Raw genomic sequence first — 22,833 nt, 5'->3', positions numbered from 1 at the left:
ACCCGCCCGGTTGCCCCACCCTTTCGTACCCCCCCTAGACTGAGCTTCCAGCACAGGTGGCTACACGCTCGAAAGGCGCCCCCGTGTCCCTCGGCAACTCCCCTGAAGACGAGCGTCCCTTCCCAGACGAGTCCCAGGAAGCCCGAATCTCCGTGGGCCGTGCCCTCCGTCAGGCGCGGATCGCGGCCGGGCTCACCGTGGACGACGTCAGCAGCGCCACTCGTGTCCGCCTGGCCATCGTGCACGCCATCGAGGCGGACGACTTCGGCCCCTGCGGCGGCGCCGTCTATGCGCGCGGCCACATCCGAAACCTGGCCAGGGCCGTCCATCTCGATCCCGAGCCGCTGGTCGCCCAGTACGACGCCGAGCACGGCGGCCGGCCCGCGCCCACCCCGGCCGCGCCCCTGTTCGAGGCCGAGCGCATCCGCCCCGAGCGCCGGGGGCCCAACTGGACCGCGGCGATGGTCGCCGCGATCGTCGTGGTGATCGGTTTCGTCGGCTTCAACGCGGTCAAGGGCGGCGACGGCGGCAGTGACGCCAAGTCACAGCTCGCCGAGGGCTCCACGCCCGCCGCCGGCAAGGCGGCCTCGTCCGCGCCGACCAGGCAGAAGTCCACCGCGCCGAGCCCCGGACCCACCGACAGCGCCATCGCCGCCGCCCCGCAGGACAAGGTGACGGTCCAGGTCAGCGCGCCCAGCGGACGCAGCTGGATCTCGGCCAAGGACCACAACGGGCGGATGCTTTTCGACGGCCTGCTGGACAAGGGCCAGTCCAAGACCTTCCAGGACAGCACCAAGATCGATCTGATCCTCGGCGACGCGGGCGCGATCGAGCTGTACGTCAACGGCAAGAAGATCCAGAACAACTTCCGGCCCGGCGCCGTGGAGCGCCTGACGTACACCAAGGGCGACCCCGTCGCGGGCTGATCCGGCCCGCCCCGCGCCCCGCCGACGGGGTCGGCCGAGTTCGGCCAACCCGTCGACATGGGCTGTCGGTGAGACAAAGTACTCTTGAGCCCATGCCTGAACGCCGTACCGTCGCACTCGTCACTCTCGGCTGCGCTCGTAACGAGGTGGATTCCGAGGAGCTCGCAGGCCGTTTGGAGGCGGACGGCTGGCAGCTGGTCGAGGACGCCGCGGACGCCGACGTCGCCGTCGTCAACACCTGTGGCTTCGTCGAGGCCGCCAAGAAGGACTCCGTCGACGCCCTCCTCGAGGCCAACGACCTCAAGAACCATGGCAGAACCCAGGCCGTCGTGGCGGTGGGCTGCATGGCGGAGCGGTACGGCAAGGAACTGGCCGAGGCGCTGCCCGAGGCCGACGGTGTGCTCGGCTTCGACGACTACACCGACATCTCCGACCGCCTCCAGACCATCCTGTCCGGCGGCATCCACGCCTCGCACACCCCGCGCGACCGCCGCAAGCTGCTGCCGATCAGCCCGGCCGAGCGCCAGGACTCCGCCTCCTCGGTCGCGCTGCCCGGCCATGGCCCCGCCGACCTGCCCGAGGGCGTCGCGCCCGCCTCCGGACCCCGCGCGCCGCTGCGCCGCCGCCTGGACGGCGCCCCGGTCGCCTCGGTGAAGCTCGCCTCCGGCTGCGACCGGCGCTGCTCCTTCTGCGCCATCCCGTCCTTCCGCGGCTCCTTCATCTCCCGCCGCCCCAGCGACGTCCTCAACGAGTCGCGCTGGCTGGCCGAGCAGGGCGTGAAGGAGATCATGCTGGTCTCCGAGAACAACACGTCGTACGGCAAGGACCTCGGCGACATCCGCCTGCTGGAGTCCCTGCTGCCCGAGCTGGCCGGGATCGACGGCATCGAGCGGGTCCGGGTGAGCTACCTCCAGCCGGCCGAGATGCGCCCCGGACTGATCGACGTCCTCACCTCGACGCCCAAGGTCGCGCCGTACTTCGACCTGTCCTTCCAGCACTCGGCGCCCGGCGTGCTGCGCTCCATGCGCCGCTTCGGCGACACCGACCGCTTCCTGGAACTGCTCGACACCATCCGCTCCAAGGCCCCCGAGGCCGGTGTGCGCTCCAACTTCATCGTCGGCTTCCCCGGCGAGAGCGAGTCGGACCTCGCCGAACTGGAGCGCTTCCTGACCGGTGCCCGCCTGGACGCCATCGGCGTCTTCGGCTACTCCGACGAGGAGGGCACCGAGGCGGCCACCTACGAGAACAAGCTGGACGAGGACGTGGTGGCCGAGCGCCTGGCCCACATCTCCCGGCTGGCCGAGGAACTGGTCTCGCAGCGCGCCGAGGAGCGCGTCGGCGAGAGCGTGCACGTCCTGGTGGAGTCGTTGGACGAACAGGAGGGCGTCTACGGCCGCGGCGCGCACCAGGCGCCCGAGACCGACGGCCAGGTGCTGCTCACGAGCGGCGAGGGCCTCGCCGTCGGACGTATGGTCGAGGCGAAGGTGGTCGGTACGGAGGGTGTCGACCTGGTGGCCGAGCCGCTGACCGGCTCGCTCGCGTGTAGTGAGGAGGCGGGCAGATGACCGGAGTCCCGGCATCCGCCGCGGGCGGCTCCTCCGGCGCGCGGGGCGCGCGGAGCACCGCCGCCGCTGACAACGGCGTTGCGTCCGAGGTCTCCGGTTCCGCGTCCGCGCCCGGTGAAGCCGCTGCCGAGCGGTCCGCTGCCGAAGGGTCCGGCTTCGACCGGTCCGGTTCCGAGCGTTCCGCCGCCACCGGGTCTGCTCCCGGCCGGTCCGCCGCCGGCACCGAGGCGGCGACCGAGGGCAGGCCGGCGCGCGGTGGCAAGATCACGGCGGCGGCGGTCAACCAGGCGAGCGTATGGAATGTCGCCAATCTGCTGACCATGCTGCGGCTGGTCCTGGTGCCCGGCTTCGTGGCGCTGATGCTGGCGAACGGCGGCTACGACCCGGCCTGGCGCTCGCTGGCCTGGGCCGCCTTCGCCATCGCCATGATCACCGACCTGTTCGACGGTCATCTCGCGCGCACCTACAACCTGGTCACCGACTTCGGCAAGATCGCCGACCCCATCGCCGACAAGGCGATCATGGGCGCGGCGCTGATCTGCCTGTCCTCCCTCGGCGATCTGCCGTGGTGGGTGACGATCGTGATCCTCGGCCGGGAACTCGGCATCACCCTGATGCGTTTTCTGGTCATTCGCTATGGCGTGATCCCGGCCAGCCGCGGCGGCAAGCTGAAGACCCTGACCCAGGGCGTGGCCGTCGGCATGTATGTGCTGGCGCTGACCGGATGGCTGGCCACCCTGCGGTTCTGGGTGATGGCCGCGGCGGTCGTGCTGACCGTTGTGACCGGTCTCGACTATGTAAGACAAGCCATTGTGCTGCGCAGGCAGGGAATCGCCGAGCGCGCGGCGGCGTTGGAGGAGACGGAAGCGTGAGTTCCCCGGCCACCGAACTGGTGCGACTACTGACGGTGAGGGGCGAGACGCTCGCGGTCGCCGAGTCGCTCACGGGTGGCCTGGTGGCGGCGGAGATCACCGCGGTGCCCGGAGCCTCCAAGGTGTTCCGCGGCTCGGTCACGGCCTACGCCACGGAGCTCAAGCACCGGCTGCTGGGCGTCGACGCGGCCTTGCTGGAGCGGCGCGGAGCGGTGGACCCGCAGGTCGCGGCCCAGATGGCGGCCGGGGTGCGCAAGGCACTGGACGCCGACTGGGGCATCGCGACCACCGGTGTCGCGGGCCCCGACCCACAGGACGGCCAGCCGGTCGGCACGGTCTTCGTGGCCGCTGACGGCCCGCTGACGGCCGCCGCGGCTTCCGCCGGTGGCGGAAAAGTGGAGGCCCTGCGGTTGAACGGCAGCCGTACGGAAATCCGTAGGGAGAGTGTACGGAGCGTACTCGCACTGCTCCTGGAGCGGATCGCGGGCGAACAGTTCGGGAATGAGCGGGCACAGGATACGGAACGGAACGGGGGGTTTTGATGTTTGCAGCCCTGAGTGAACACGACATCGCTCCCCGCACGGCCGCAGCGCGAGGCGGTACGGTGGGGCGAGAAGGATGCGGCTACGCGGTCCGAGGAGGGAGCCACCGATGATTCTGCTCCGTCGCCTGCTGGGTGACGTGCTGCGTCGGCAGCGCCAACGCCAGGGCCGTACTCTGCGCGAAGTCTCCTCGTCCGCCCGAGTCTCACTCGGCTATCTCTCCGAGGTGGAGCGGGGGCAGAAGGAGGCTTCCTCCGAGCTGCTCTCCGCCATCTGCGACGCGCTGGACGTACGGATGTCGGAACTCATGCGTGAAGTGAGCGACGAACTGGCGCTCGCCGAACTGGCCCAGTCCGCCGCGGCCACCGAGCCCGTACCCACGCCGGTCCGTCCGATGCTGGGTTCCGTCTCGGTGACCGGTGTGCCACCGGAACGGGTGACCATCAAGGCGCCCGCGAAGGCGGTGGACGTGGTCGCCGCCTGACACACGCGGCACCGCGCCCGACGGGCACGGCCAGACACAGCCAGACATGGCGAGGCCCCGACCGGGCTTCTCGGGCGAACCGGGAAGCGCGGCCGGGGCTTCGTCCGTTTGCCGGAGTCCGGTGGGGCGGTCATGGTGGAGGGACATGCCGGCCGTGAGGGCCGCCGGAGCGCCGGAGGAAGCGGATGTACGTCGTGAAGAGCCCGTTGGCCGACGCGGACCTGAAGACCGTGGCCGAGGCGCTCCAGGGCGCCCTCGTCGACCTGGTCGACCTCTCCCTGGTCGCCAAGCAGATCCACTGGAACATCGTCGGGCCGCGCTTCCGCTCCGTCCACCTCCAGCTGGACGAGGTGGTCGCCTCCGCCCGCACCCACTCCGACACGGTGGCCGAGCGCGCCTCGGCGCTGGGCGTCCCGCCCGACGGCCGCGCCGCCACGGTGTCCTCGACCAGCGGCATCAAGACCGCCCCATCGGGCTGGATCAAGGACGGGGACGCGGTCGGGACGATGGTGGACGCCCTCGGCGCTGTCATCACCCGGATGCGGGAGCGCGTCCACGCGACCGAGGAACCGGACCCGGTGTCCCAGGACATCTTCATCCAGATCACCGCCGACCTGGAGAAGCATCACTGGATGTTCCAGGCGGAGAACGCGTAGCGTCCGCCGGTGCCGCCGGAAAGCGGGTGTGAGCCGGCGTCCGGCGGGAGGTGGTGGGCATGACGGGGCGGCCGGTGCGCTGGGCCGTGGCGCTGGTGTGCGGCGCGGTGTGGTGGTGGGCCGTGCTGCGGCTCGCCCTCGGACAGGGCGCGGGAGTGCTGGAGGGCGCCGTCGCGGCCGGCGGGTGGGGGCTCAGCGTGCTGCCGGTGCACTGCGCGCCGCGGGGGAAGGCGGCGGGGGTGCTGATACCGGGGAGATGGGCGGCGGCGTGGCGGGCGGGGGAGGCCGGTGCCGGTGCCGATGGGCTTTCCGCGCAGGGTCGGCCGGGGGGAGTCTCCGATCCGTGAGCCGTCGGGCTCGCCGGGTCGGCAGGTTTTCCGGCTTGTCCTTCAGGTTGGTCTGGTTCTTCAGGATTTTCAGGTGGGGGTACGGCGGTGGCGCTCGCGCCAGCGCTGGGGGGCGCCCGGCGCCGGGGCGGGTCCGGTCTGGCAGGTGGGGCACCAGTAGGTGGGGCGGTCCTGGGAGCCGTCGCCTTGGTCGGCCACGCGGACCGGGGTGTGGCAGCGCAGACAGGGGCGGGGCGCGCGGCCGTACACGAACAGGTCCTGGTGGCGCAGGCCGGTGGTCTGGCGGACCGGGCGGTCGCGGTTGGCCTCCAGCAGCCGGCGGGCGAGTTCCGGCAGCTTCTCGGCACGGTCCGCGGGGAGCGCGCCGACGGGCAGCCAGGGGGTGGCACCGAGCAGGAAGCACAGCTCGCTCTTGTAGATGTTGCCGATTCCGGCCAGATTGCGCTGGTCGAGCAGGGCCTCGCCGAGGGGGCGGGCGGGATCCGTGCGCAGATTGGCCAGCGCGCGCTGCGGGTCCCAGTCGGGGCCGAGCAGATCGGGACCGAGGTGGCCCACCACCCGCTCCTCCTCGGTGGTGCGCAGCAGTTCGAGGACTTGGAGGCGGTAGCCGACGGCGGTCCGGTCGACGGTGCCGAGGATCGCGCGGATCTGGTGCCCCGGACCGCCGCGCCAGCGCTCGCCCGCGCCGTACACCTTCCACGCGCCTTCCATGCGCAGATGCGTGTGCAGGGTGAGGCCGCCCTCGAACCGGGTGAGCAGGTGTTTGCCGCGCGGGATGGTGCTCAGTACCCGACGGCCGGTGAGATCGACGGTCGCGTACTTCGGCACCCGGAAGTCGCTGCGGGACAGCACCTCACCGGCGAGCGCCTCATGCAACCGCCGCGCGGCCCGCCAGACCGTGTCACCTTCGGGCATGGGTCAAGGGTGCCACGGCGGGGAGAGAGGGCGGCGCGGGAGGGCGGTGGGGGTCGGCGGACGCCACCTGACTCGTCTGTGGTCCCGGTCCATGCGGCCTTCTGGGTCCGTGCGGCTGGCCCCGAGGCTTGGTGCGACCCGGTCCTCAGACGGGCATGTCCGCCAGATGGTCCCCAGTCTGATGATTCGGTTGGCGGCCTCCCGTCCTTTGGCTGGCCTCCCGTCCTTGGCGCTGCCCGGCCTGGCGGCGGGCCTCGGTATGAGCGGCTCCGTGGGCCTGGAGCCCCGAGGCTTAAAAGCCCCACACGCCCAGGATTTCCATGCCCGAGCCCTCCGAGGTTCAGCGGCCGGACGGCCTGGCGCGTGTTGGATGGCTGGCGGCCCTCCGGGCCTGGCGGTCCTTCGGGGCGGCGCCTCCGAGGCCTGGGCCCGGAACCTGGGGCCCGCCGAGCCCAGCTCCCCGCCCCCAGGCCCCCCGAACCCAGCCCTCGTGGACCTTGAGGCCCACGGCCCCAAGTCGTCGGCTGGGCCGTCCGCCCGTGTCGGTTCACGCTCTCAGCCGCAGGCCCCGCGGAGTGGCCACGAAACCCGCTGATTCAAGGAGGGTTCCTATGGGGGAGGTCAGGGCGGAGGTGCCGTTGATCCGTTCCACGGTGACCGTGCCGAGGGAGCCGGCGCGGGCGGCGGCGGCCAGGGTTTCGGCGGCCGTCCGCAGGCGGGGGTCGTCCGTGGCCCCGGTGTCCGGGGTGATCGGCCAGGCAAGCAGGGTCTTGCCGCCGCGCTCCATGTACAGCGTCAGCTCGCCCTCCACCAGGACGACCAGGGAGCCCGCCTTGCGGCCCGGCTTGTGTCCGGCGCCGGTCGGCGGCTCGGGCCAGGACAGGGCCGCGCCGTACGCGTTCGCCGGGTCGGCCGCGGCGAGGACGACGGCACGGGAGTCGGCGGCACGGTCCCGGCCACGGGTCCGCTGCGGGCCGGGGTCCCCCCAAGCGGAGCCCGAGCCGTAGCCGGTGGCTCCCCCGCCCCGTGGGCCGCCGTAGCCGGGGGCGGCGAAGGGGTCGGCGAGGTCGCGGGGGGATTCCCGGCCGCCGGGGTCGGCCGGCGGCCAGGTGAAGTCGCCGTCGAGACCGGGGTGGGCGAAGCCGGCGTCGGCGGCGGAAGGGGACGCGGTGTGGCCGTGCGGGCCGTCGTCGGTGGCAGGGAAGCCGTTCGGATCGGTGAATCCGGGTGCCGGGAAGACGGTCGCCGGGGCGGGCAGGGGCTCGCCGCGGTCCCGCGCGTTGGACACCGCGCGCAGCCGGTCCACCGCGCCGTCCATGGCGAACTGGGCCGCGCCGAGCCCCTCGACCACGTAACCGCGCCTGGCCTGGCCGCTGTCCTCGAAGGCGGACAGCACCCGGTACACCGCCGAGAAACCGCCCTCCACGCCCTCCGCGGCGACGGCCCCGCGGGTCACCACGCCGTGCCGGTCCAGCAGGGTGCGGGCCAGCGCGTGCGCGCGCACGGTGGGGTCCGGCTCGGCCGCGGGCAGCAGGGACCAGCGACCCGCGACGGTCGGTGGGCCGGTACGGGACGCCGTACGCGCCGCGGCCGTCAGGGAGCCGTACCGGCCGCGCGGCACCGTGCGTTTGGCACGGTGGGCGGTCGAACCCGCCGTACGGCCCGAGCCCAGCAGGGCGCGCAGCGGTGCCAGCGTGTCGTTGGTGAGCCGGCCCGACCAGGCCAGGTCCCAGAGGGTGTCGGCCAGTTGGGGATCGGTGGCGTCGGGGTGCGTGGTGGCGCGGACCTGGTCGGCGATCTGCCGGAAGAACAGGCCGTAACCACCCGACAGCGCGTCCAGGACGGACTGGTGCAGCGCCGTCAGCTCCAGCGGGTGCGGCGGCGGGAGCAACAGGGGTGCCGCGTCCGCGAGATAGAGCGAGACCCAGCCGTCCTTGCCGGGCAGGGCGCCCGCGCCGGCCCACACCACCTCGCCGGCGGCGGTCAACTCGTCCAGCATCGACGGCGTGTAGTTCGCCACCCGCGACGGCAGGACCAGCTTCTCCAGCGCGGAGGCGGGCACGGAGGCGCCCTGCAACTGCTCGATCGCGCGCACCAGTCCGTCGACGCCGCGCAGACCGTGCCCCTTGCCGATGTGCTGCCACTGCGGCAGGAACTGGGCGAGCGCGGCGGGCGGTACGGGCTCCAGTTCGTGCCGCAGCGCGGCCAGGGAGCGGCGGCGCAGTCGCCGCAGCACCGTGGCGTCGCACCACTCCTGGCCGATGCCCGCCGGATGGAACTCGCCCTGCACCACCCGGCCGCTCGCGGCGAGCCGCTGGAGGGCGCCGTCGGTGATCGCCACGCCCAGGCCGAAGCGGTCGGCGGCGGTGGCCGAGGTGAACGGGCCGTGCGTACGGGCATAGCGGGCGAGGAGGTCGCCCAAGGGGTCCTTGACCGGTTCGGTGAACGCTTCGGGCACGCCGACGGGCAGCGCGGTGCCGAGCGCGTCGCGCAGCCGGCCCGCGTCCTCGATCGCCGCCCAGTGGTCGGCGCCGGAGATCCGGACCTTGATCGCCCGGCGGGCCCCGGCCAGCTCCCGCACCCAGTGCGGATCGGCGCCCCGCGCGACCAACTCCGCCTCGGTGAGCGGGCCGAGCAGCCGCAGTACGTCGGCGACGCCCTCCACGTCCTTGATCCGGCGGTCCTCGGTGAGCCACTGGAGTTCGCGCTCCAGCTCGGTCAGCACCTCGGCGTCGAGCAGTTCGCGCAGCTCCGCCTGGCCGAGCAGTTCGGCCAGCAGCCGGGAGTCCAGGGAGAGCGCGGCGGCCCGGCGCTCGGCCAGCGGGGAGTCGCCCTCGTACAGGAACTGGGCGACGTACCCGAACAGCAGGGAGCGGGCGAAGGGGGACGGCTCCGGGGTGGTGACCTCGACCAGCCGCACCTTGCGGGACTCGATGTCGCCCATCAGCTCGGCCAGGCCCGGCACGTCGAAGACGTCCTGGAGGCATTCGCGGACGGCCTCCAGGACGATCGGGAACGAGCCGAACTCGCTCGCTACCTGGAGCAGTTGGGCCGCGCGCTGGCGCTGCTGCCACAGCGGGGTGCGCTTGCCGGGACTACGGCGCGGCAGCAGCAGGGCGCGCGCCGCGCACTCGCGGAACCGGGAGGCGAACAGGGCAGAGCCGCCGACCTGCTCGGTGACCACCTGGTCGACCTCGCCCTTGTCGAAGGCGACGTCCGCCGCGCCCACCGGGGCCTGCTCGCTGTCCGCGGGGAAGGGCGCGCCCGGCTTCACAGACTCCTGGTCGAGCAGGTCCAGGCCCATCAGGTCGGCGTCGGGCAGGCGCAGCACGATGCCGTCGTCGGCGTGCATCACCTGGGCGTCCATGCCGTACCGCTCGGACAGCCGGGCGCCGAGCGCGAGGGCCCAGGGGGCGTGCACCTGGGCGCCGAAGGGGGAGTGGACGACGACCCGCCAGTCGCCCAGTTCGTCGCGGAAGCGCTCCACGACGATCGTACGGTCGTCCGGGACATGGCCGCAGGCCTCGCGCTGCTCCCGCAGATACGCCAGTACGTTGTCCGCCGCCCAGGTGTCCAGGCCCGCGGCGAGCAGGCGCGGCCGGGCGTCGTCCTCGGGCAGCGAGCCGACCTCGCGCAGGAACGCGCCGACCGCGCGCCCCAGTTCGAGCGGGCGGCCGAGCTGGTCGCCCTTCCAGAAGGGCAGCCGGCCCGGCACGCCCGGCGCGGGGGAGACCAGGACCCGGTCGCGGGTGATGTCCTCGATGCGCCAGGAACTGGTGCCCAGGGTGAAGACGTCGCCCACGCGGGACTCGTAGACCATCTCCTCGTCCAGCTCGCCGACCCGGCCGCCGCCCTTCTTGGGGTCGGATCCGGCGAGGAAGACCCCGAACAGGCCGCGGTCCGGGATGGTGCCGCCGGAGGTGACGGCCAGCCGCTGGGCGCCGGGCCGGCCGGTGATGGTGCCGGCCACGCGGTCCCACACCACGCGGGGGCGCAGTTCCGCGAACGCGTCCGAGGGGTAGCGGCCGGCGAGCATGTCGAGGACCGCGGTGAACGCCGACTCCGGGAGCGAGGCGAAGGGGGCCGCGCGGCGGACCAGGGCGAGCGAGTCGTCGAACTGCCAGGAGTCCAGGGCCGTCATGGCGACGAGCTGCTGCGCGAGCACGTCCAGGGGGTTCGTGGGCACCTTGAGGGACTCGATGGCGCCCGTACGCATCCGCTCGGTCACCACGGCCGCCTGCACCAGGTCGCCCCGGTACTTGGGAAAGACCACACCGGTGGAGACCGCGCCCACCTGGTGTCCGGCGCGGCCGACGCGCTGGAGCCCCGAGGCCACCGAGGGCGGGGACTCCACCTGGACGACGAGATCGACGGCGCCCATGTCGATGCCCAGCTCCAGGCTGGAGGTGGCGACCACGGCGGGCAGCCGGCCCGCCTTCAGGTCCTCCTCGACCAGTGCGCGCTGCTCCTTGGACACCGAGCCGTGGTGGGCGCGGGCGATCACCGGGGGCGCGCCCTGGGCCGCGCCCGAGCCGCCCATGAGCTGGGCCGGGGAGTGGTGCTCCGCCAGTGGCTCGCCCGTCGCGCGCTCGTACGCGATCTCGTTGAGCCGGTTGCACAGGCGCTCGGCCAGCCGGCGGGAGTTGGCGAAGACGATGGTGGAGCGGTGCGACTGGACCAGGTCGGCGATCCGCTCCTCCACATGCGGCCAGATCGACGGCCGTTCCCCGCCGTCGGCCGCGTCGGTGGCCGGGGAGCCCCCCAGCTCGCCCATGTCCTCGACCGGCACGACGACCGAGAGGTCGAACTCCTTGCCGGACTCCGGCTGGACGATCTCCACCTTGCGGCGCGGCGAGAGATAGCGCGCGATCTCGTCCACCGGGCGCACGGTCGCCGACAGGCCGATCCGGCGGGCCGGCTTCGGCAGCAGCTCGTCGAGGCGCTCCAGGGTGAGCGCGAGATGGGCGCCGCGCTTGGTGCCCGCGACCGCGTGCACCTCGTCCAGGATCACCGTCTCCACGCCCGTGAGCGCGTCGCGGGTGGCGGAGGTCAGCATCAGGAAAAGCGACTCGGGGGTGGTGATCAGGATGTCCGGCGGGCGTGTGGACAGGGCGCGGCGCTCGGCGGCCGGGGTGTCGCCGGAGCGGATGCCGACCTTGATCTCGGGCTCCGGCAGACCGAGGCGGACGGACTCCTGGCGGATCCCGGTCAGCGGGCTGCGCAGATTGCGCTCGACGTCGACGGCGAGAGCCTTCAGCGGTGACACGTACAGCACCCGGCAGCGCTTGCGCGGGTCGGCCGGGGGCGGGGTGGAGGCGAGCTGGTCCAGGGCGGCGAGGAAGGCGGCCAGCGTCTTGCCGGAGCCGGTCGGGGCGACCACCAGCACGTCCGAACCCGCCTGAATGGCCTCCCACGCGCCCGCTTGGGCCGCGGTGGGCGCGGAGAAGGCCCCCGTGAACCAGCCGCGGGTCGCGGGGGAGAAGCCGTCGAGGGCCCGGTGTGCGGAGCTGACCATGCGTCCATCCTGCACCCGACCACTGACAATCGTGCTGACCTGGGCAAACGCCCCGTCGTGGCGCGCGGGTGAGGGGCAGGGCCAGGCCGCAGCGGCGGACAATGGACCCATGACAGGCACGGCTGGACCGCGCGATGACCGCTCGCCCCGCGATGACCGTCCGCCCCGCGACCGGGCGGGCCGGGCGGTGGAGCGGGCGCGGCACTGGTGCTACGAGGAACTGCCCCGCGTCGACCTGCTGCGCGCCCGGTACGTCCACAAGACGTTCGTCCGACACACCCACGAGAACTTCGTGATCGCCGCCATCGCGGACGGCGTCGAGGTGTTCCACCACGGCGGTTCCGACGTGTCCGCGGGCGCGGGGGCCCTCGCGCTGGTCAACCCGGACACCCCGCACACCGGCCGGGCCGGGGTGCCGGAGGGCTGGCGGTACGGCGCGATCTACCCGGCGCCCGAGGTGGTGCAGGCGATAGCGGCCGAGACCAGTACCCTGCGCGGCAGCCCCGGCTTCGTCAGTCCCGTCCTCGACGACCCCGCCACCGGCCGCCTCGTCCACCAGGTGCTGCGCGCCGCCGAGGAGGGCAACGCGCTGGCCGCCGACACCCTGCTCCGGGTCGCAGTCACCCGGCTGCTCCGGCTGAACGGCGGCACGCTGCCCGAGCGGCGGGTGCGCACGGCGGGGGCGCGGATCGCGGCCCGCGCGCGGGCCGTGCTCGAGGAACGCATGGCCGAGCCGCCGACCCTGGAGCGGCTCGCCACCGAGCTGGGGACCAGTCCGTTCGCGCTGCTGCGGGCCTTCCGCGCCAGCTACGGCATGCCCCCGCACGCCTGGCTGACCGACGCCCGGGTGCGCCGCGCGCGCCTGCTCCTGGACACCGGCGCCCGGCCCGCCGAGGCGGCCGTCGCCGTCGGCTTCACCGACCAGCCGCACCTCAACCGGCACTTCGCCCGGATCGTCGGCGTGCCGCCGGGCGCCTACCAGCGCGAACGCGGCGGCGTACGCGGGCGCGCGAACACGCTGGAGCGCAAGAACGTACAAGACGCGGTCTGATGTGCGCCCGTACGGTCCCCGAGTGGCACAGCAGACAGCATCAGTGGACATGGCGGACGACGCGGCCAAGCCCGACGCGGCGGTCGTACGGGACGCCCTCGGAGTCGGTGTCGCCGTGGGACTGTCCGGGTTCGCCTTCGGGGTGACCTCCGCGGGCGGCGGACTCGGACTCCTCCAGACCTGCGCGCTCAGCCTTCTGGTGTTCACCGGCGCCTCCCAGTTCGCCCTCGTCGGCGCCCTGGCCGCCGGGGGAAACCCGTACACGGCGGCGGCCGGCGCCTTCTTCCTGGGCGTGCGCAACGCCTTCTACGGGCTGCGGCTTTCGCAGCTCCTCGCCCTTCCGCGCGCGGTGCGGCCGTTCGCCGCCCAGTGGGTGATCGACGAGACGACGGCGGTCACCCTGGCGCAGCCCACCCGGCGCGCCGCGCGGATCGGCTTCACGGTCACCGGACTCACCCTCTACGTGCTGTGGAACCTCACCACCCTGCTCGGCGCCCTGGGCGCCAAGGCCATCGGCGACACGCGCGCCTGGGGGCTGGACGCGGCCGGCCCCGCGGTGTTCCTGGCCCTGCTCGCGCCGATGCTGAGGACGGCCACCGAGCGCGCGGTCGCGGGCCTCGCGGTGCTGCTGGGCCTCGGTCTGCTGCCCGTGCTCCCGGCCGGGGTGCCGGTCCTGGTGGCGGCGCTGGCCGCACCGTTCGCCCTGTTCATGTCGGGGCGGCGCGGAAAAGGAGACCCAGGCCGCGCGCCGGCCGGCCCCGCTCTGCGGAAATTTCCGCACGAAACCCCGGAGGGATCGAACGGCGTGAAGGAGACCTCGTTGGACAAGGCCGGGGAGGAGGGCCGGTGAACACCTGGATCGCGATCGGGCTGACCGTGCTCGGCTGCTACGCCGTCAAGCTCGCGGGTCTGCTGGTACCGGCCCACGTCATCGAACGGCCCGTCGTACGGCGGCTCGCCGCGCTGCTGCCCGTCGCCCTCCTCGCCGCGCTCACCGCACAGCAGACGTTCGCCCAGGGGCACGCGCTGACGCTGGACGCCAGGGCCGCGGGGCTGGGAGCGGCTGCCGTGGCCCTCGTACTGCGCGCGCCGTTCCTGGTGGTCGTCGCCGCGGCCGTACTGGTGACGGCGGGCGTCCGCGCCCTCGGCGGCTGAGCCCTCGTACATCGGGTCCGCACGTATATCGGCCCCGAAACCGCCCCGGCCCCGGCTTCGACACCGGCACCAGGTGCGAACCCGCACCGGGTTTGAACCGGATCAGCCCACGAAGCGGCCGTACGCCCGCAGGGTGCACAGCGCCTCGATCGTCGCCAGGGCGCGCGCTTCGAAGGCGGGGACCGGTGCCCACGGACGGCGGCGGGCCGGCCAGCCCCCGTCCTCCTGCTGCCCGGCGGCCAGATGGTCAAGGGACCGGGCCATCTCGTCGTCGGTGAACCAGGCGCGCGCGAGTGAGGCGGGGCTCTGGGCGACATCGTGCGGATAGTGGCGCGCGCCCGGAGCACCCCGGTGCGCCGCTTGCTGGGGGACATGGTGCACGCCTGCGGCATGGCCGGGCGGCGCCGGGCGGTCCGGGTCCAGTACGACGAGCCGCTGTGCGCGCACCAGGCGGCCCAGCCGGTCCGCGGCGGCCTCCGCGCGCGGGCGGTCGGGAACGGAGTCCAGGAAGGCCACCGCGGCCAGCACCTCGTAAGGACGCGGCAGCTCCAGGTCTGCCACGGCCTGCCAGCAGAAGTCGGTGGCCCGGAACAGCCAGGCGTGCCACACCTCGTTTCGGTGCAGCAGTCCCACCACGGGACCGGTGGTCGCCAGCGAGCCGCGGGAGCCGGCCTGGACGGGCGCGTCCGAGGCCGTCGGAGAGCCGTGGACGAGCGGTGCCGCCGGATACCCGCGCCCGCTCGGATGGACCGCGGGTAGTGCGCCGTCCGCCGTGGAGACGGACGTCAGGTAGCGGCACACGCGTTCCACCCGCTGTCCGCCGCAGCGCCCGACGGCGTCCAGGACGCGCAGGGCGTGCGCGGTGTGCAGGGGCTGACTCACGGGTCCGCGCAGATCGGGGTCGAGCGCGTGCCCGTAACCGCCGTCCTCGTTGCGGTAGGCGTCCAGGGCCGCCTCCACCGCGTCCGGGGTGCCGCGCAGGAAGTGGTACGCGAAAAGGCGCTGCTCCAGCACGCGCGCGGTGAGCCACATGAACTGTTCGGCGCTGAACAGCGGGGAAGGCGCCGGGGGCGTGCAGGGGAGTGGGGAAGCTCCGGTTTCGGCCATGCGTCAGACCGTAGGACGGAATGCGGCCGTGGCAAGCGGTCCCTGGGCGGGCCCCACTCTCAGGGGCGGGGTACCGGATTCACGCGGTTGACGGTCTCTTCGGACACGGTCTCGGAGATTGCCCTCCTTTCCTTGTCACGCGTACGACGGCGCCGCGAACGCGAGGACCGTGTTGTGGCCCCCGAAGCCCAGGGAGTGGCTGAGGGCGAGACGGACAGGCTGGGAACGGGGCGCGCCGGTGACGATGTGCAGGCCGGCGGTGGTGTCGTCGGGCGCGGAGAAGTTCGCCGTGGGAGGCGCCGTCCCGTGCACGATGGTCAGCACGGTGACAGCGGCCTCGATGGCGCCCGCCGCCCCCATGGTGTGCCCCAGGACGCCCTTGGCCGAGGTGACCGAGGGGGGCCTGCGGGGGTAGAGGTCTCTGATCACGGCCGCCTCCACCGCGTCGTTGAGGCGGGTGCTCGTCCCGTGGGCGTTGATGTGGTCGACGTCGTCGGGGCCCGCGCCCGCCGCGGCCAGCGCCGCCGTGGTGGCCGCCCGCAGCCCCGCCCCCTCGGGGTGCGGCGCCGTGGGATGGTGGGCGTCGCTGGTGCTGCCGTGACCGGTGAGCAGCGCCATCGGCGCGGCACCGCGGGCCCGTGCGTGCGGCTCGCGTTCCAGGATCAGCACGCCGCAGCCCTCCCCCAGCACGAAGCCGTCGCGGCCCTTGTCGAAGGGGCGGGAGGCCTGTCCGGGGGCGTGGTCCCGGCGCGACAGGGCGCCGAGTTTGGCGAAGGCGGACGCGCACAGCGGGGTCACCATGGCGTCGGTCCCGGCGGCGATGGCGATGTCGCAGGCACCGGCGGCCAGCAGCAGGCAGGCCGTGACGGCTGCCGTCGCGCCCGACGCGCAGGCCGTGGAGGTCTGGAGGGAGGGGCCCGTGACCCCCAGTTGCAGGGCAAGTTGGCCCGCCGCCATGTTGGGCAGGAACGCGGGCAGCGTCATCGGAGAGAGGACACCGTGACCGGCGGTGAGCAGCTTGCGGTGCTGGGCCTCCAGCGTGCCGACCCCGCCCGCCGCGCTGCCCACGACCACCGCCACCCGTGCCGGATCCCACCGCGCGGGCGCCAAACCGGCGCTGTCCAGGGCCTCTTGGGCGGCGGTGAGCAGAAAGCGGGTGGCGGGGTCGAACCGCCAGAGCCGGCCCGGACCCGCCTCCGGCGGGGGCACGCGGCACGACATGGTCACCGGGCCGCCGGCCAGGGCGGGATCGGTGCGTGCCGCCGGCCGGCCCGCGCACAGGGTCTGCCAGGTGGCGCCGGTTCCGATCCCGCCCGCCGTCACCAGTCCGAGCCCGGTGACGGCGATCCGGTCGCTCACCGTCCGCTTCCGTCGTCCGGCACCGGTCCGTCCAGGGCGAGTTGCTCGCTCACCGCGCGGGCCACCTCCGCGACGGTCAGCTCGGCGGACGCCGCCGAGTCGTCCAGCGCGATCCCCCACTCCTCCTGGAGGGTGACGTACAGCTCCACCACGGCGAGGGAGTCCAGGTCGAGGGCGCCCAGGGTGGCGGCGGGCTCGATGCGGTCGGCGGGGACCTCGAACTTGTTGTGCAGCAGGGTCACGAGACGGTCGTAGACACGGTTCACGAGTCGCTCCTCGAAGAGGCGGATGGATGGTCGGCCGGCCGCTCCGAAACAGGTTCGGCGTCCGGCCAGTGGAGGGTGGCGGAGGCCCAGGTCAGACCGCCGCCGAAGGCGGTCAGCAGCGCGCGTTCGCCGGGTTTGACGCGGGCGTGGACCGCGGGATCGGCCAGCACCAGCGGGATGGAGGCGGCCGCGGTGTTGCCCAGCTCCCCGATGTTGCCGAACCGGTGCGCGGGCTCGATCCCCAGCCGGTCGGCGACCGAGTCCAGGATGCGCTGGTTGGCCTGGTGGCCGACGAAGGCCCGTACGGTGTCCGGCGCCCAGCCGGCCCCGCGCAGCGCGGTGCCGGCGGACCGGGTCATGTGGCGGACCGCCTGCGCGTAGACCGCGCGGCCCCGCATGCGGAAAAAGTGTCCGTCCGGGTCGGTGCCGGGCAGGTGGCGGGGGTGCCGGGAGCCGCCGTAGGGGATGGTGATGAGGTCGGCGCCGCCGCCGTCGGACCCGAGGTCGACGGCGCCCACGGCGCCGGGTTCACCGGCCTGGCCCGTGGTGACGAGGACCGCGCCCGCCCCGTCGCCGAAGATCGGCGCGGTCTCCCGGTCGAGCGGGTTGACGATGGTGGTGTAGGTGTCGGAGGCGATCACCAGCACGGTGCCGCAGCTGCCGGCGCGGATCAGCGCGGTGGCCATGGCCAGGGCGTAGAGGAAGCCGGAGCAGACCGCGGAGAGGTCGAAGGCCGGTATGCCGTCCAGACCGAGCCGGTGCGCCACGGCGGGCGCGGTGGCCGGGCAGGGGTGGTCGGGCGTGCCGGTGGCCAGCAGCAGCGTCTCGGGCCGCGGGTCTCCGGCCGAGGCGAGGGCCGCCCGGCCGGCGCCGACGGCGAGGTCCCCGGTGCTGGTGCCGGCGTCCGCGTGCCGCCGGCGGGCGATACCGGTGCGCTCCCTGATCCAGGTGTCGTCCGTGCGCAGCCCGCCGCGCGCGATCACGGTGTCGTTGTCGACCACGCGCGGCGGGAGGCAGGCGCCGATGCCGGTGATGACGGCGGTGGTGGTGTCCGCCGGGCGCGTGAGGGTGAGGGGGGTTTCAGTCAAAGGTGGTCACTCACTCCGCGGCGAAGGGCGAGGGGGGCTTGGGGTGACCGGCCAGGCCGCCGTCGGCGACGGACAGTCCGCCGTCCACGACGAGCGCGTGCCCGGTGACCATGGAGGAGGCGGGGGCGGCGAGGAAGACCGCGGCTCCGACCACCTCGTCCACATCGGCCCAACGGCCCATCGGCACATGGCTGGTGAGCCAGTCGGACACCGGGCCCGGCGCGCTGGCGAAGGCGGTCATGTCGGTGCGTACCCAGCCGGGGCACAGGGCGTTGACGCGGATGCCCTGCCGCGCCCAGCCCACCGCGAGACTGCGCGTGAGCGATATCTGGGCCGCCTTGGTCGCGGCGTACGCCTCCATCATCGGAGCGCCGACGAGCCCGGCGGCCGAGGACATCAGGATCAGACTGGCGCGCGAGGACGCGGCCAGGTGCGGGTACGCTGCCCGGCACAGGGCGGCCGTGGCGTTGAGATTGACGGCGACGACTGCCTCCCAGTCCTGCTGGCGGGCGTGCTGGAGGGGGGCCATCAGGGGGGTGCCGTCGGCCGCGGTCGGCAGGGTGCCCGCGTTGTGGACGACGATGTCCAGGCCGCCCAGCGCCGTGCTCGCCCGCTCGATCAGCGCCTCGGCGACGCCCGGCTGGGCGAGGTCCCCGTCCAGGACGACGGCCTTGCGGCCCCGGTCCTGCACCGCGCGCACGGTGTCCTCCAGAGCGGGCAGGGTCCGCGCGGTCAGCGCCAGTTCGCATCCGGCGTCGGCGAGTGCCTCGGCGACCGCCCTGCCGATGCCCCGTGAGGCGCCGGTCACCAACGCGCGCGCGTCGTCCAGGCGGAACAGGTCCAGGGCGCTCGCCGGGTGGGCCAGGGCATTCGCCGAGTGGCTCAGGGCGCTGGCCGAGCGGCCCGTGATGTCCGTTGAGTGGTCCGTGGCGTTCATCGAGCGGCTCCTTGTGAGGTGGACCGTCCGGCCGAACGGGCGGCGGACGGTACGGTTTCCGGGCCGGCCGCCGGGTCCGCGGCGACGGCGGGCGCGCCGCTCCAGGTGAGCAGGGCGCTGCCCCAGGTCATCCCGGCGCCGAAGGCGGCCAGCAGGACCCGGTCGCCGGGTTTCAGCGGCCGGGTGTCGACGGCGCGTGCCAGGGCGTACGGCGTGCTGGCGGCGCCGATGTTGCCCACCTCGTCGCCGACGACCACGAGACGGTCGTCCGGGATGCCGAGGTCGGCCCCGATCCGCCGCAGCAGTACCGGGTTTGGCTGGTGGGCGACGACACAGTCGACGTCCTCCAGGGCCAGCCCCGCCCGGTCGAGGGCGTCGGTGATCAGGCGGGGGAAGACGTCCGTGATGAACCGGCCGATGGCGCGGCCGTCCATGCGGATGAAGTGGTCGCGCCCGGCGAGCGTGGCCGCGCTGGCCGGCCTCCGGCTGCCGCCCGCGGGAATGAGCACGCGGTCGGCGAGCGCGCCGTCCGAGCCCAGCCGGAACTGCGCGAACCCGCCGGGCTCGGCCACCGGTCCGAGGACGGCGGCCGCCGCTCCGTCGGCGAACAGGACGGCGGTGCCCCGGTCGGCCGGATCGAGGAACCGGGAGTACGTCTCGACGCCGACGGCGACCGCGTACCGGGTGCCCTCCTCGGCCGTGCGCAGCCAGTCGTGGGCCACCTTGGCGGCGAACAGCCAGCCCGAGCAGGCGGCGCTGACGTCGAGCGCGACCGCGCGGGCGGCTCCGGTCAGCGTCTGGATCCGGCAGGCGGTGGCCGGGCCCAGCTCGTCGGGGGTCGAGGTACCGCAGATCAGCAGGCCGATGTCGGCCATGTCGAGCCCGGCGGCCCTCACCGCCGCGCGGACCGCGTGCGCCGCCAGGTCGGAGGCGGCCTCGCCCGGCGCGGCGACATGGCGCGCGCGGACCCCCGTGCGCTCGCTGATCCATTCCGGTGTGACACCGGCGCCTTCGGCCACCTCCGCGTTGGTGCGGACCGTCGAGGGAAGATAGGTGCCCATGCCCAGGACGCCGATAGGGCGGGTGTACGTCATGTGAGGGCTCCTTGGATCCAGGTGAGCGTGGCCCGCAGCGCGGCGTTGTAGTCGGCCGCGGCCAGTGGGGCGTCCGTCGCCCCGGCGCCGTGCACGAACGCCTCGGTGAGCAGGGGGAGATGCGGGCGCAGTCCGTCGCAGAGGTGGTCGATGACATCGGTGAGCGCCCGCACGTCCGCGGGCCGCAGGGTCTCGTGCGCGAGCAGCGAGGCGGACCAGCGGCGGGCGGCCATCGCCCCGTGCAGGGCGGCCAGCGGGGCCAGGACGGCGCGCGCGCTCTCGTCGCGCACCTCGCCGAGCACGCGTACGACGTCCCCGGCCATCAGGCCGTCGGCGTACAGCTCGCCGAGCAGGCCCGCGTCCTCCAGCAGCGGGTTCCAGGCGTCGAACGGGGCACCGCGCTCCGGGGCGCGCAGCCGCGCCGCGAGGTGGGCGGTGAGCCTGGCCCGGTGGGTGCGGGCGAGATCCGGCCACCAGGAGGGGGAGGCGGACGGGGGCCGCGCCGCGCCGCCGGCCGGTGCGGGTGCGCCCGCGCTCTCCTCGACCAGGGAGCGCCCGATGTCGTACAGGATGAGCCGGCTGTCCCCGCCCGCCGTGTCGAAGGCGTGGTGGAAGCCGTGGTAGCTGGCCAGCCGGTTGACGTCCAGGTGGCCGGAGAAGCCGCACCGGCGCTGGCATTCCGCGCTCACTTCGGCGGCGAGCCGGACGGTGGCGGCCTTGTACGCGGCGAGCGGCCGGTTGACGGCGGTCCAGGGGGTGAACCCCATCGTGTCGGCACCGTCGCCGTCCGAGGGCGCGGCGAGAGACCGCGTCCACAGGGCGCGGGCCCCGTGCGCGGCGCAGGTCAGGGCGAAGGCGTCGGCCAGCGCGCCGAGCACCGCGCGCTGCTGGGTCCGGTACGACAGCAGCGGCGCGCCCGGTGCCAGCCGGCTCTGCGTACGGCGCTGCCGCGCGTAGTTGACGGCCTGTACGGCGGACTGGCGGGCGGTCGCGGCGGCCACGGCGGGCATGAGCGCCCACAGCCCCTGGCCCACCCGCAGGGTGCGCTGAAGCCGGCGCTCGGTGGATCCGGCCGGGTCGCGGAAGGTGCCGTCCGCGCCGATGGCCGCCCCGTCGGCCAGCCAGTGGGCCGTGGGCACCCGCAGCCGCCGGAACCGTACGAGGACGTAGTCCAGGGGCAGCGCGCCCAGTTCGATCGGCGAGGAGATCTCGATGCCGGGCAGCGGCCCGGTGCCGTCGGTCAGGTCGACCACGAAGCCGAAGACCCCCCGGTCGGTGCCGTCGATGAACAGTCGGGCGAGCACCACCGCCGTCTGGGGGACGTCCAGCGTGCCCGCGCTGCCGAACTTCGCGGCCTCCGGATCCGGAGTGTCCAGGACGAACTCCCTGGCGGCCGGGTCGTACCTGGCACAAGTCCGCGTCGCCAGATGGCTGTTCGCCTGACCGGCCTCGGTGATCAGGTAGACGCCCTTGGCGCGGCCGGCGGTCAGGGCCGCCATGCGCTCCGCCAGATACGCGGGATACGAGCCGAGTTGGATCATGGACCCGAGGCAGAGCGTGTGGTGCACCAGCGCGGCCAGGCACAGCGGCGGGTCGGTGACGGCGGCCCAGGCGTGGACGGCGGCGAGCCGCGCCGGGTCCTCGAAGATCTTCTCCGGAGGCGGGAGGGTCTGCCCCATCAGGCCCAACACGTGCAGCAGTTGGGCACCGCGGGACGAGCGGGTGCCGGCGTCGGTGCCGGTGGTTGTTCCGGTGCGCAGCCTGGAGAGGACTTCGGGCGGGCACGGGCCGTGCAGGATCCGGTGCAGTTCGGCGCAGGCGGTGGCGGGCAGGGTGTCGGTGAGCATGGGTGGGCCTCCGGGGGAAGAGGGGGTCACCGGTGGAGGTGGCGCTACGAGGGGGTGGGTGTCACCAGGCGAAGTCGAGGTCCGTCAGCGGTGCGTGGACCGGCGGGCCGCCGCACGGGTCCAGCACCCGGCGCGCCGAGGTCGCCAGCGCGTCCCCCGTGCCGGCCTCCAGGAGCATGTCCGGGCGGCAGGTGTGCAGCTGGTGCAGCACGGCGGGTACGACGGCGGGTTTGACCAGGCAGTCCGCCAGGCCCAGCCGGGGATCGTCGTCCGGCAGGTAGGAGCGCCGGGCCACGGCGGAGAACACCGGGCAGCGGGCCTTGGACCAGGGGTAGGCGCGCAGCAGGGTGGCGAACGCCTCGGCCTGCGGGGCGAGCGCGGGATGGTGCGAGGAGAACGGCAGCCGCAGCCGGACGGCGGACACGCCCAGTTCCTCCGCCGTCTTCTCCACCCGGACGAGGTCGGCGTGCGGGCCGGAGACCACCACCGAGCGGTCGTCGTTGACCACCGCCACCACCGTGTCCGCGGCCCCGGCCACCGCGAGCAGCCTGCCTGCCTGCTCCTCCGGGCAGCCGAGCACGGTCAGCCCGCCCGGACAGAAGGCCAGGACCTGCGCGAGGTCGAGGGCGGCACGCGCCCCGTCCGCCACCGTGAGCACCCCGGCGGCGGCGACCGCCGCGATCTCCCCGAAGCTGACGCCGACGACCGCCGCCGGCGGCCCGTAGACACGGCTCAGCGCCCGGTGGACCGCCACCGAGGCACCGTATGCGGCGAGTTGCAGCGTTCCGGCGGGCGCCTCGGCCAGTTCGCGCGTGCCCGGAGGCCGGGAGCCCAGCAACCGCGCCGCAAGGAGGGGCAGATCGTGTTCGGCGGCTATGCCGTCGAGTTCTCCGAAAACCTCGCCTACGGCGTCGCGTACGACATCGGCGGTCCGTACCGCGCGGACCAGAGAAGTGACGGAGAAGTCACCTTGTCCGGGGAACAGATGAACGGGACGCTTCCCTGAGGGCCGGGAAGGAAGTCCGTGGGTGGAACGGGTGGACATCGGGCACTTTCCTTCGATCAAGGGGGCGATGCGCGCGGGACACGTGGTGGTCGGGGGTCCCG

Annotated in this window: 20 protein-coding genes; 10 read left to right on the top strand and 10 right to left on the bottom strand. The window is 73.9% G+C overall.

What is annotated here, in order from left to right; translation table 11 throughout:
- The first annotated feature begins 83 nt into the window (after positions 1–83).
- From ACE4Q9_RS08880 to ACE4Q9_RS08850, 7 genes are all read left to right on the top strand, one after another.
- Positions 84–926, top strand: coding sequence for a helix-turn-helix domain-containing protein (locus ACE4Q9_RS08880; protein WP_397983701.1), 843 nt, complete (start codon positions 84–86; stop codon positions 924–926).
- Positions 927–1,018: 92 nt separating this feature from the next.
- Positions 1,019–2,491, top strand: coding sequence for a 30S ribosomal protein S12 methylthiotransferase RimO (gene rimO / locus ACE4Q9_RS08875; RefSeq protein ID WP_397983700.1), 1,473 nt, complete (start codon positions 1,019–1,021; stop codon positions 2,489–2,491).
- Complete coding sequence (gene pgsA / locus ACE4Q9_RS08870; protein ID WP_397983699.1) at positions 2,488–3,363, top strand: CDP-diacylglycerol--glycerol-3-phosphate 3-phosphatidyltransferase; 876 nt, start codon at positions 2,488–2,490, stop codon at positions 3,361–3,363. Before rimO ends, pgsA begins: the two co-directional genes overlap by 4 nt.
- Complete coding sequence (locus tag ACE4Q9_RS08865) at positions 3,360–3,905, top strand: CinA family protein (protein ID WP_397983698.1); 546 nt, start codon at positions 3,360–3,362, stop codon at positions 3,903–3,905. The genes pgsA and ACE4Q9_RS08865 overlap by 4 nt, the downstream gene beginning before the upstream one ends.
- A 109-nt stretch (positions 3,906–4,014) precedes the next feature.
- Positions 4,015–4,389 (top strand): helix-turn-helix domain-containing protein, encoded by a 375-nt coding sequence (locus ACE4Q9_RS08860; protein ID WP_070026017.1) that lies wholly within the window; start codon positions 4,015–4,017, stop codon positions 4,387–4,389.
- Positions 4,390–4,574: 185 nt separating this feature from the next.
- Positions 4,575–5,045, top strand: a complete 471-nt coding sequence (locus ACE4Q9_RS08855) for a Dps family protein (RefSeq protein ID WP_397983697.1) — start codon at positions 4,575–4,577, stop codon at positions 5,043–5,045.
- 59 nt (positions 5,046–5,104) lie between these two features.
- Entirely contained in the window at positions 5,105–5,392 is a 288-nt protein-coding gene (locus ACE4Q9_RS08850) for a hypothetical protein (protein ID WP_397983696.1), read from the top strand.
- Positions 5,393–5,461: 69 nt separating this feature from the next.
- Here ACE4Q9_RS08850 and ACE4Q9_RS08845 read toward each other — a convergent pair whose 3' ends face one another.
- Positions 5,462–6,307, bottom strand: coding sequence for an Fpg/Nei family DNA glycosylase (locus ACE4Q9_RS08845; protein ID WP_397983695.1), 846 nt, complete (start codon positions 6,305–6,307; stop codon positions 5,462–5,464).
- A 547-nt stretch (positions 6,308–6,854) separates the two neighbouring features.
- Positions 6,855–11,822 (bottom strand): ATP-dependent helicase, encoded by a 4,968-nt coding sequence (locus ACE4Q9_RS08840; protein ID WP_397983694.1) that lies wholly within the window; start codon positions 11,820–11,822, stop codon positions 6,855–6,857.
- A 109-nt stretch (positions 11,823–11,931) separates the two neighbouring features.
- On the opposite strand from ACE4Q9_RS08840, the gene ACE4Q9_RS08835 reads away from it, so the two are divergent.
- Genes ACE4Q9_RS08835 through ACE4Q9_RS08825 form a run of 3 tightly spaced genes read left to right on the top strand, consistent with a single transcriptional unit; the run spans position 11,932 to position 14,028 of the window.
- On the top strand, positions 11,932–12,873 hold the full coding sequence (locus ACE4Q9_RS08835) for an AraC family transcriptional regulator (protein ID WP_397983693.1): 942 nt from the start codon (positions 11,932–11,934) through the stop codon (positions 12,871–12,873).
- Positions 12,874–12,895: 22 nt separating this feature from the next.
- A complete protein-coding gene (locus tag ACE4Q9_RS08830; protein ID WP_397983692.1) occupies positions 12,896–13,723 on the top strand; it encodes an AzlC family ABC transporter permease in 828 nt (275 codons plus the stop codon).
- Complete coding sequence (locus ACE4Q9_RS08825) at positions 13,720–14,028, top strand: AzlD domain-containing protein (protein WP_397983691.1); 309 nt, start codon at positions 13,720–13,722, stop codon at positions 14,026–14,028. The genes ACE4Q9_RS08830 and ACE4Q9_RS08825 overlap by 4 nt, the downstream gene beginning before the upstream one ends.
- A 102-nt stretch (positions 14,029–14,130) precedes the next feature.
- On the opposite strand, the gene ACE4Q9_RS08820 is transcribed toward ACE4Q9_RS08825, so the two are convergent.
- From ACE4Q9_RS08820 to ACE4Q9_RS08785, 8 genes are all read right to left on the bottom strand, one after another.
- A complete protein-coding gene (locus ACE4Q9_RS08820) occupies positions 14,131–15,135 on the bottom strand; it encodes a hypothetical protein (RefSeq protein WP_397983690.1) in 1,005 nt (334 codons plus the stop codon).
- A gap of 135 nt (positions 15,136–15,270) precedes the next feature.
- Entirely contained in the window at positions 15,271–16,494 is a 1,224-nt protein-coding gene (locus tag ACE4Q9_RS08815; RefSeq protein WP_397983689.1) for a beta-ketoacyl-[acyl-carrier-protein] synthase family protein, read from the bottom strand.
- Entirely contained in the window at positions 16,491–16,760 is a 270-nt protein-coding gene (locus tag ACE4Q9_RS08810) for an acyl carrier protein (protein WP_397983688.1), read from the bottom strand. Before ACE4Q9_RS08810 ends, ACE4Q9_RS08815 begins: the two co-directional genes overlap by 4 nt.
- Positions 16,757–17,848 carry a beta-ketoacyl-ACP synthase III gene (locus ACE4Q9_RS08805; protein ID WP_397983687.1) on the bottom strand — a complete coding sequence of 364 codons (1,092 nt, stop codon included), beginning with the start codon at positions 17,846–17,848 and terminating at the stop codon, positions 16,757–16,759. The genes ACE4Q9_RS08810 and ACE4Q9_RS08805 overlap by 4 nt, the downstream gene beginning before the upstream one ends.
- 10 nt (positions 17,849–17,858) lie before the next feature.
- The gene (locus tag ACE4Q9_RS08800; protein WP_397983686.1) at positions 17,859–18,785 is read right to left on the bottom strand and encodes an SDR family NAD(P)-dependent oxidoreductase; all 927 of its coding nucleotides are present in this window, start codon (positions 18,783–18,785) and stop codon (positions 17,859–17,861) included.
- Positions 18,782–19,879 carry a 3-oxoacyl-ACP synthase III family protein gene (locus ACE4Q9_RS08795; protein WP_397983685.1) on the bottom strand — a complete coding sequence of 366 codons (1,098 nt, stop codon included), beginning with the start codon at positions 19,877–19,879 and terminating at the stop codon, positions 18,782–18,784. Before ACE4Q9_RS08795 ends, ACE4Q9_RS08800 begins: the two co-directional genes overlap by 4 nt.
- Positions 19,876–21,726, bottom strand: a complete 1,851-nt coding sequence (locus tag ACE4Q9_RS08790; protein WP_397983684.1) for an acyl-CoA dehydrogenase — start codon at positions 21,724–21,726, stop codon at positions 19,876–19,878. The genes ACE4Q9_RS08795 and ACE4Q9_RS08790 overlap by 4 nt, the downstream gene beginning before the upstream one ends.
- Before the next feature lie 61 nt (positions 21,727–21,787).
- Entirely contained in the window at positions 21,788–22,771 is a 984-nt protein-coding gene (locus ACE4Q9_RS08785; RefSeq protein WP_397983683.1) for an ACP S-malonyltransferase, read from the bottom strand.
- Positions 22,772–22,833 lie beyond the last annotated feature (62 nt).

The sequence above is a fragment of the Streptomyces sp. AM6-12 genome (genome assembly GCF_044327085.1).
In the GTDB taxonomy this organism is placed as follows: Bacteria; Actinomycetota; Actinomycetes; order Streptomycetales; family Streptomycetaceae; genus Streptomyces.
The sequence above is the reverse complement of the archived record's forward strand: the minus strand, read 5'-3'. Positions and strand labels throughout refer to the sequence as shown.

Excerpts from the sequence above, each read along its gene's own strand:
- ACE4Q9_RS08855 (WP_397983697.1), top strand. The coding sequence starts at position 4,575 with ATGTACGTCGTGAAGAGCCCGTTGGCCGACGCGGACCTGAAGACCGTG.
- ACE4Q9_RS08860 (WP_070026017.1), top strand. The coding sequence starts at position 4,015 with ATGATTCTGCTCCGTCGCCTGCTGGGTGACGTGCTGCGTCGGCAGCGC.
- ACE4Q9_RS08790 (WP_397983684.1), bottom strand. The coding sequence starts at position 21,726 with ATGCTCACCGACACCCTGCCCGCCACCGCCTGCGCCGAACTGCACCGG.
- ACE4Q9_RS08820 (WP_397983690.1), bottom strand. The coding sequence starts at position 15,135 with ATGGCCGAAACCGGAGCTTCCCCACTCCCCTGCACGCCCCCGGCGCCT.
- ACE4Q9_RS08785 (WP_397983683.1), bottom strand. The coding sequence starts at position 22,771 with ATGTCCACCCGTTCCACCCACGGACTTCCTTCCCGGCCCTCAGGGAAG.
- ACE4Q9_RS08845 (WP_397983695.1), bottom strand. The coding sequence starts at position 6,307 with ATGCCCGAAGGTGACACGGTCTGGCGGGCCGCGCGGCGGTTGCATGAG.
- ACE4Q9_RS08800 (WP_397983686.1), bottom strand. The coding sequence starts at position 18,785 with ATGAACGCCACGGACCACTCAACGGACATCACGGGCCGCTCGGCCAGC.
- ACE4Q9_RS08840 (WP_397983694.1), bottom strand. The coding sequence starts at position 11,822 with ATGGTCAGCTCCGCACACCGGGCCCTCGACGGCTTCTCCCCCGCGACC.
- ACE4Q9_RS08850 (WP_397983696.1), top strand. The coding sequence starts at position 5,105 with ATGACGGGGCGGCCGGTGCGCTGGGCCGTGGCGCTGGTGTGCGGCGCG.
- rimO (WP_397983700.1), top strand. The coding sequence starts at position 1,019 with ATGCCTGAACGCCGTACCGTCGCACTCGTCACTCTCGGCTGCGCTCGT.
- ACE4Q9_RS08835 (WP_397983693.1), top strand. The coding sequence starts at position 11,932 with ATGACAGGCACGGCTGGACCGCGCGATGACCGCTCGCCCCGCGATGAC.
- ACE4Q9_RS08795 (WP_397983685.1), bottom strand. The coding sequence starts at position 19,879 with ATGACGTACACCCGCCCTATCGGCGTCCTGGGCATGGGCACCTATCTT.
- pgsA (WP_397983699.1), top strand. The coding sequence starts at position 2,488 with ATGACCGGAGTCCCGGCATCCGCCGCGGGCGGCTCCTCCGGCGCGCGG.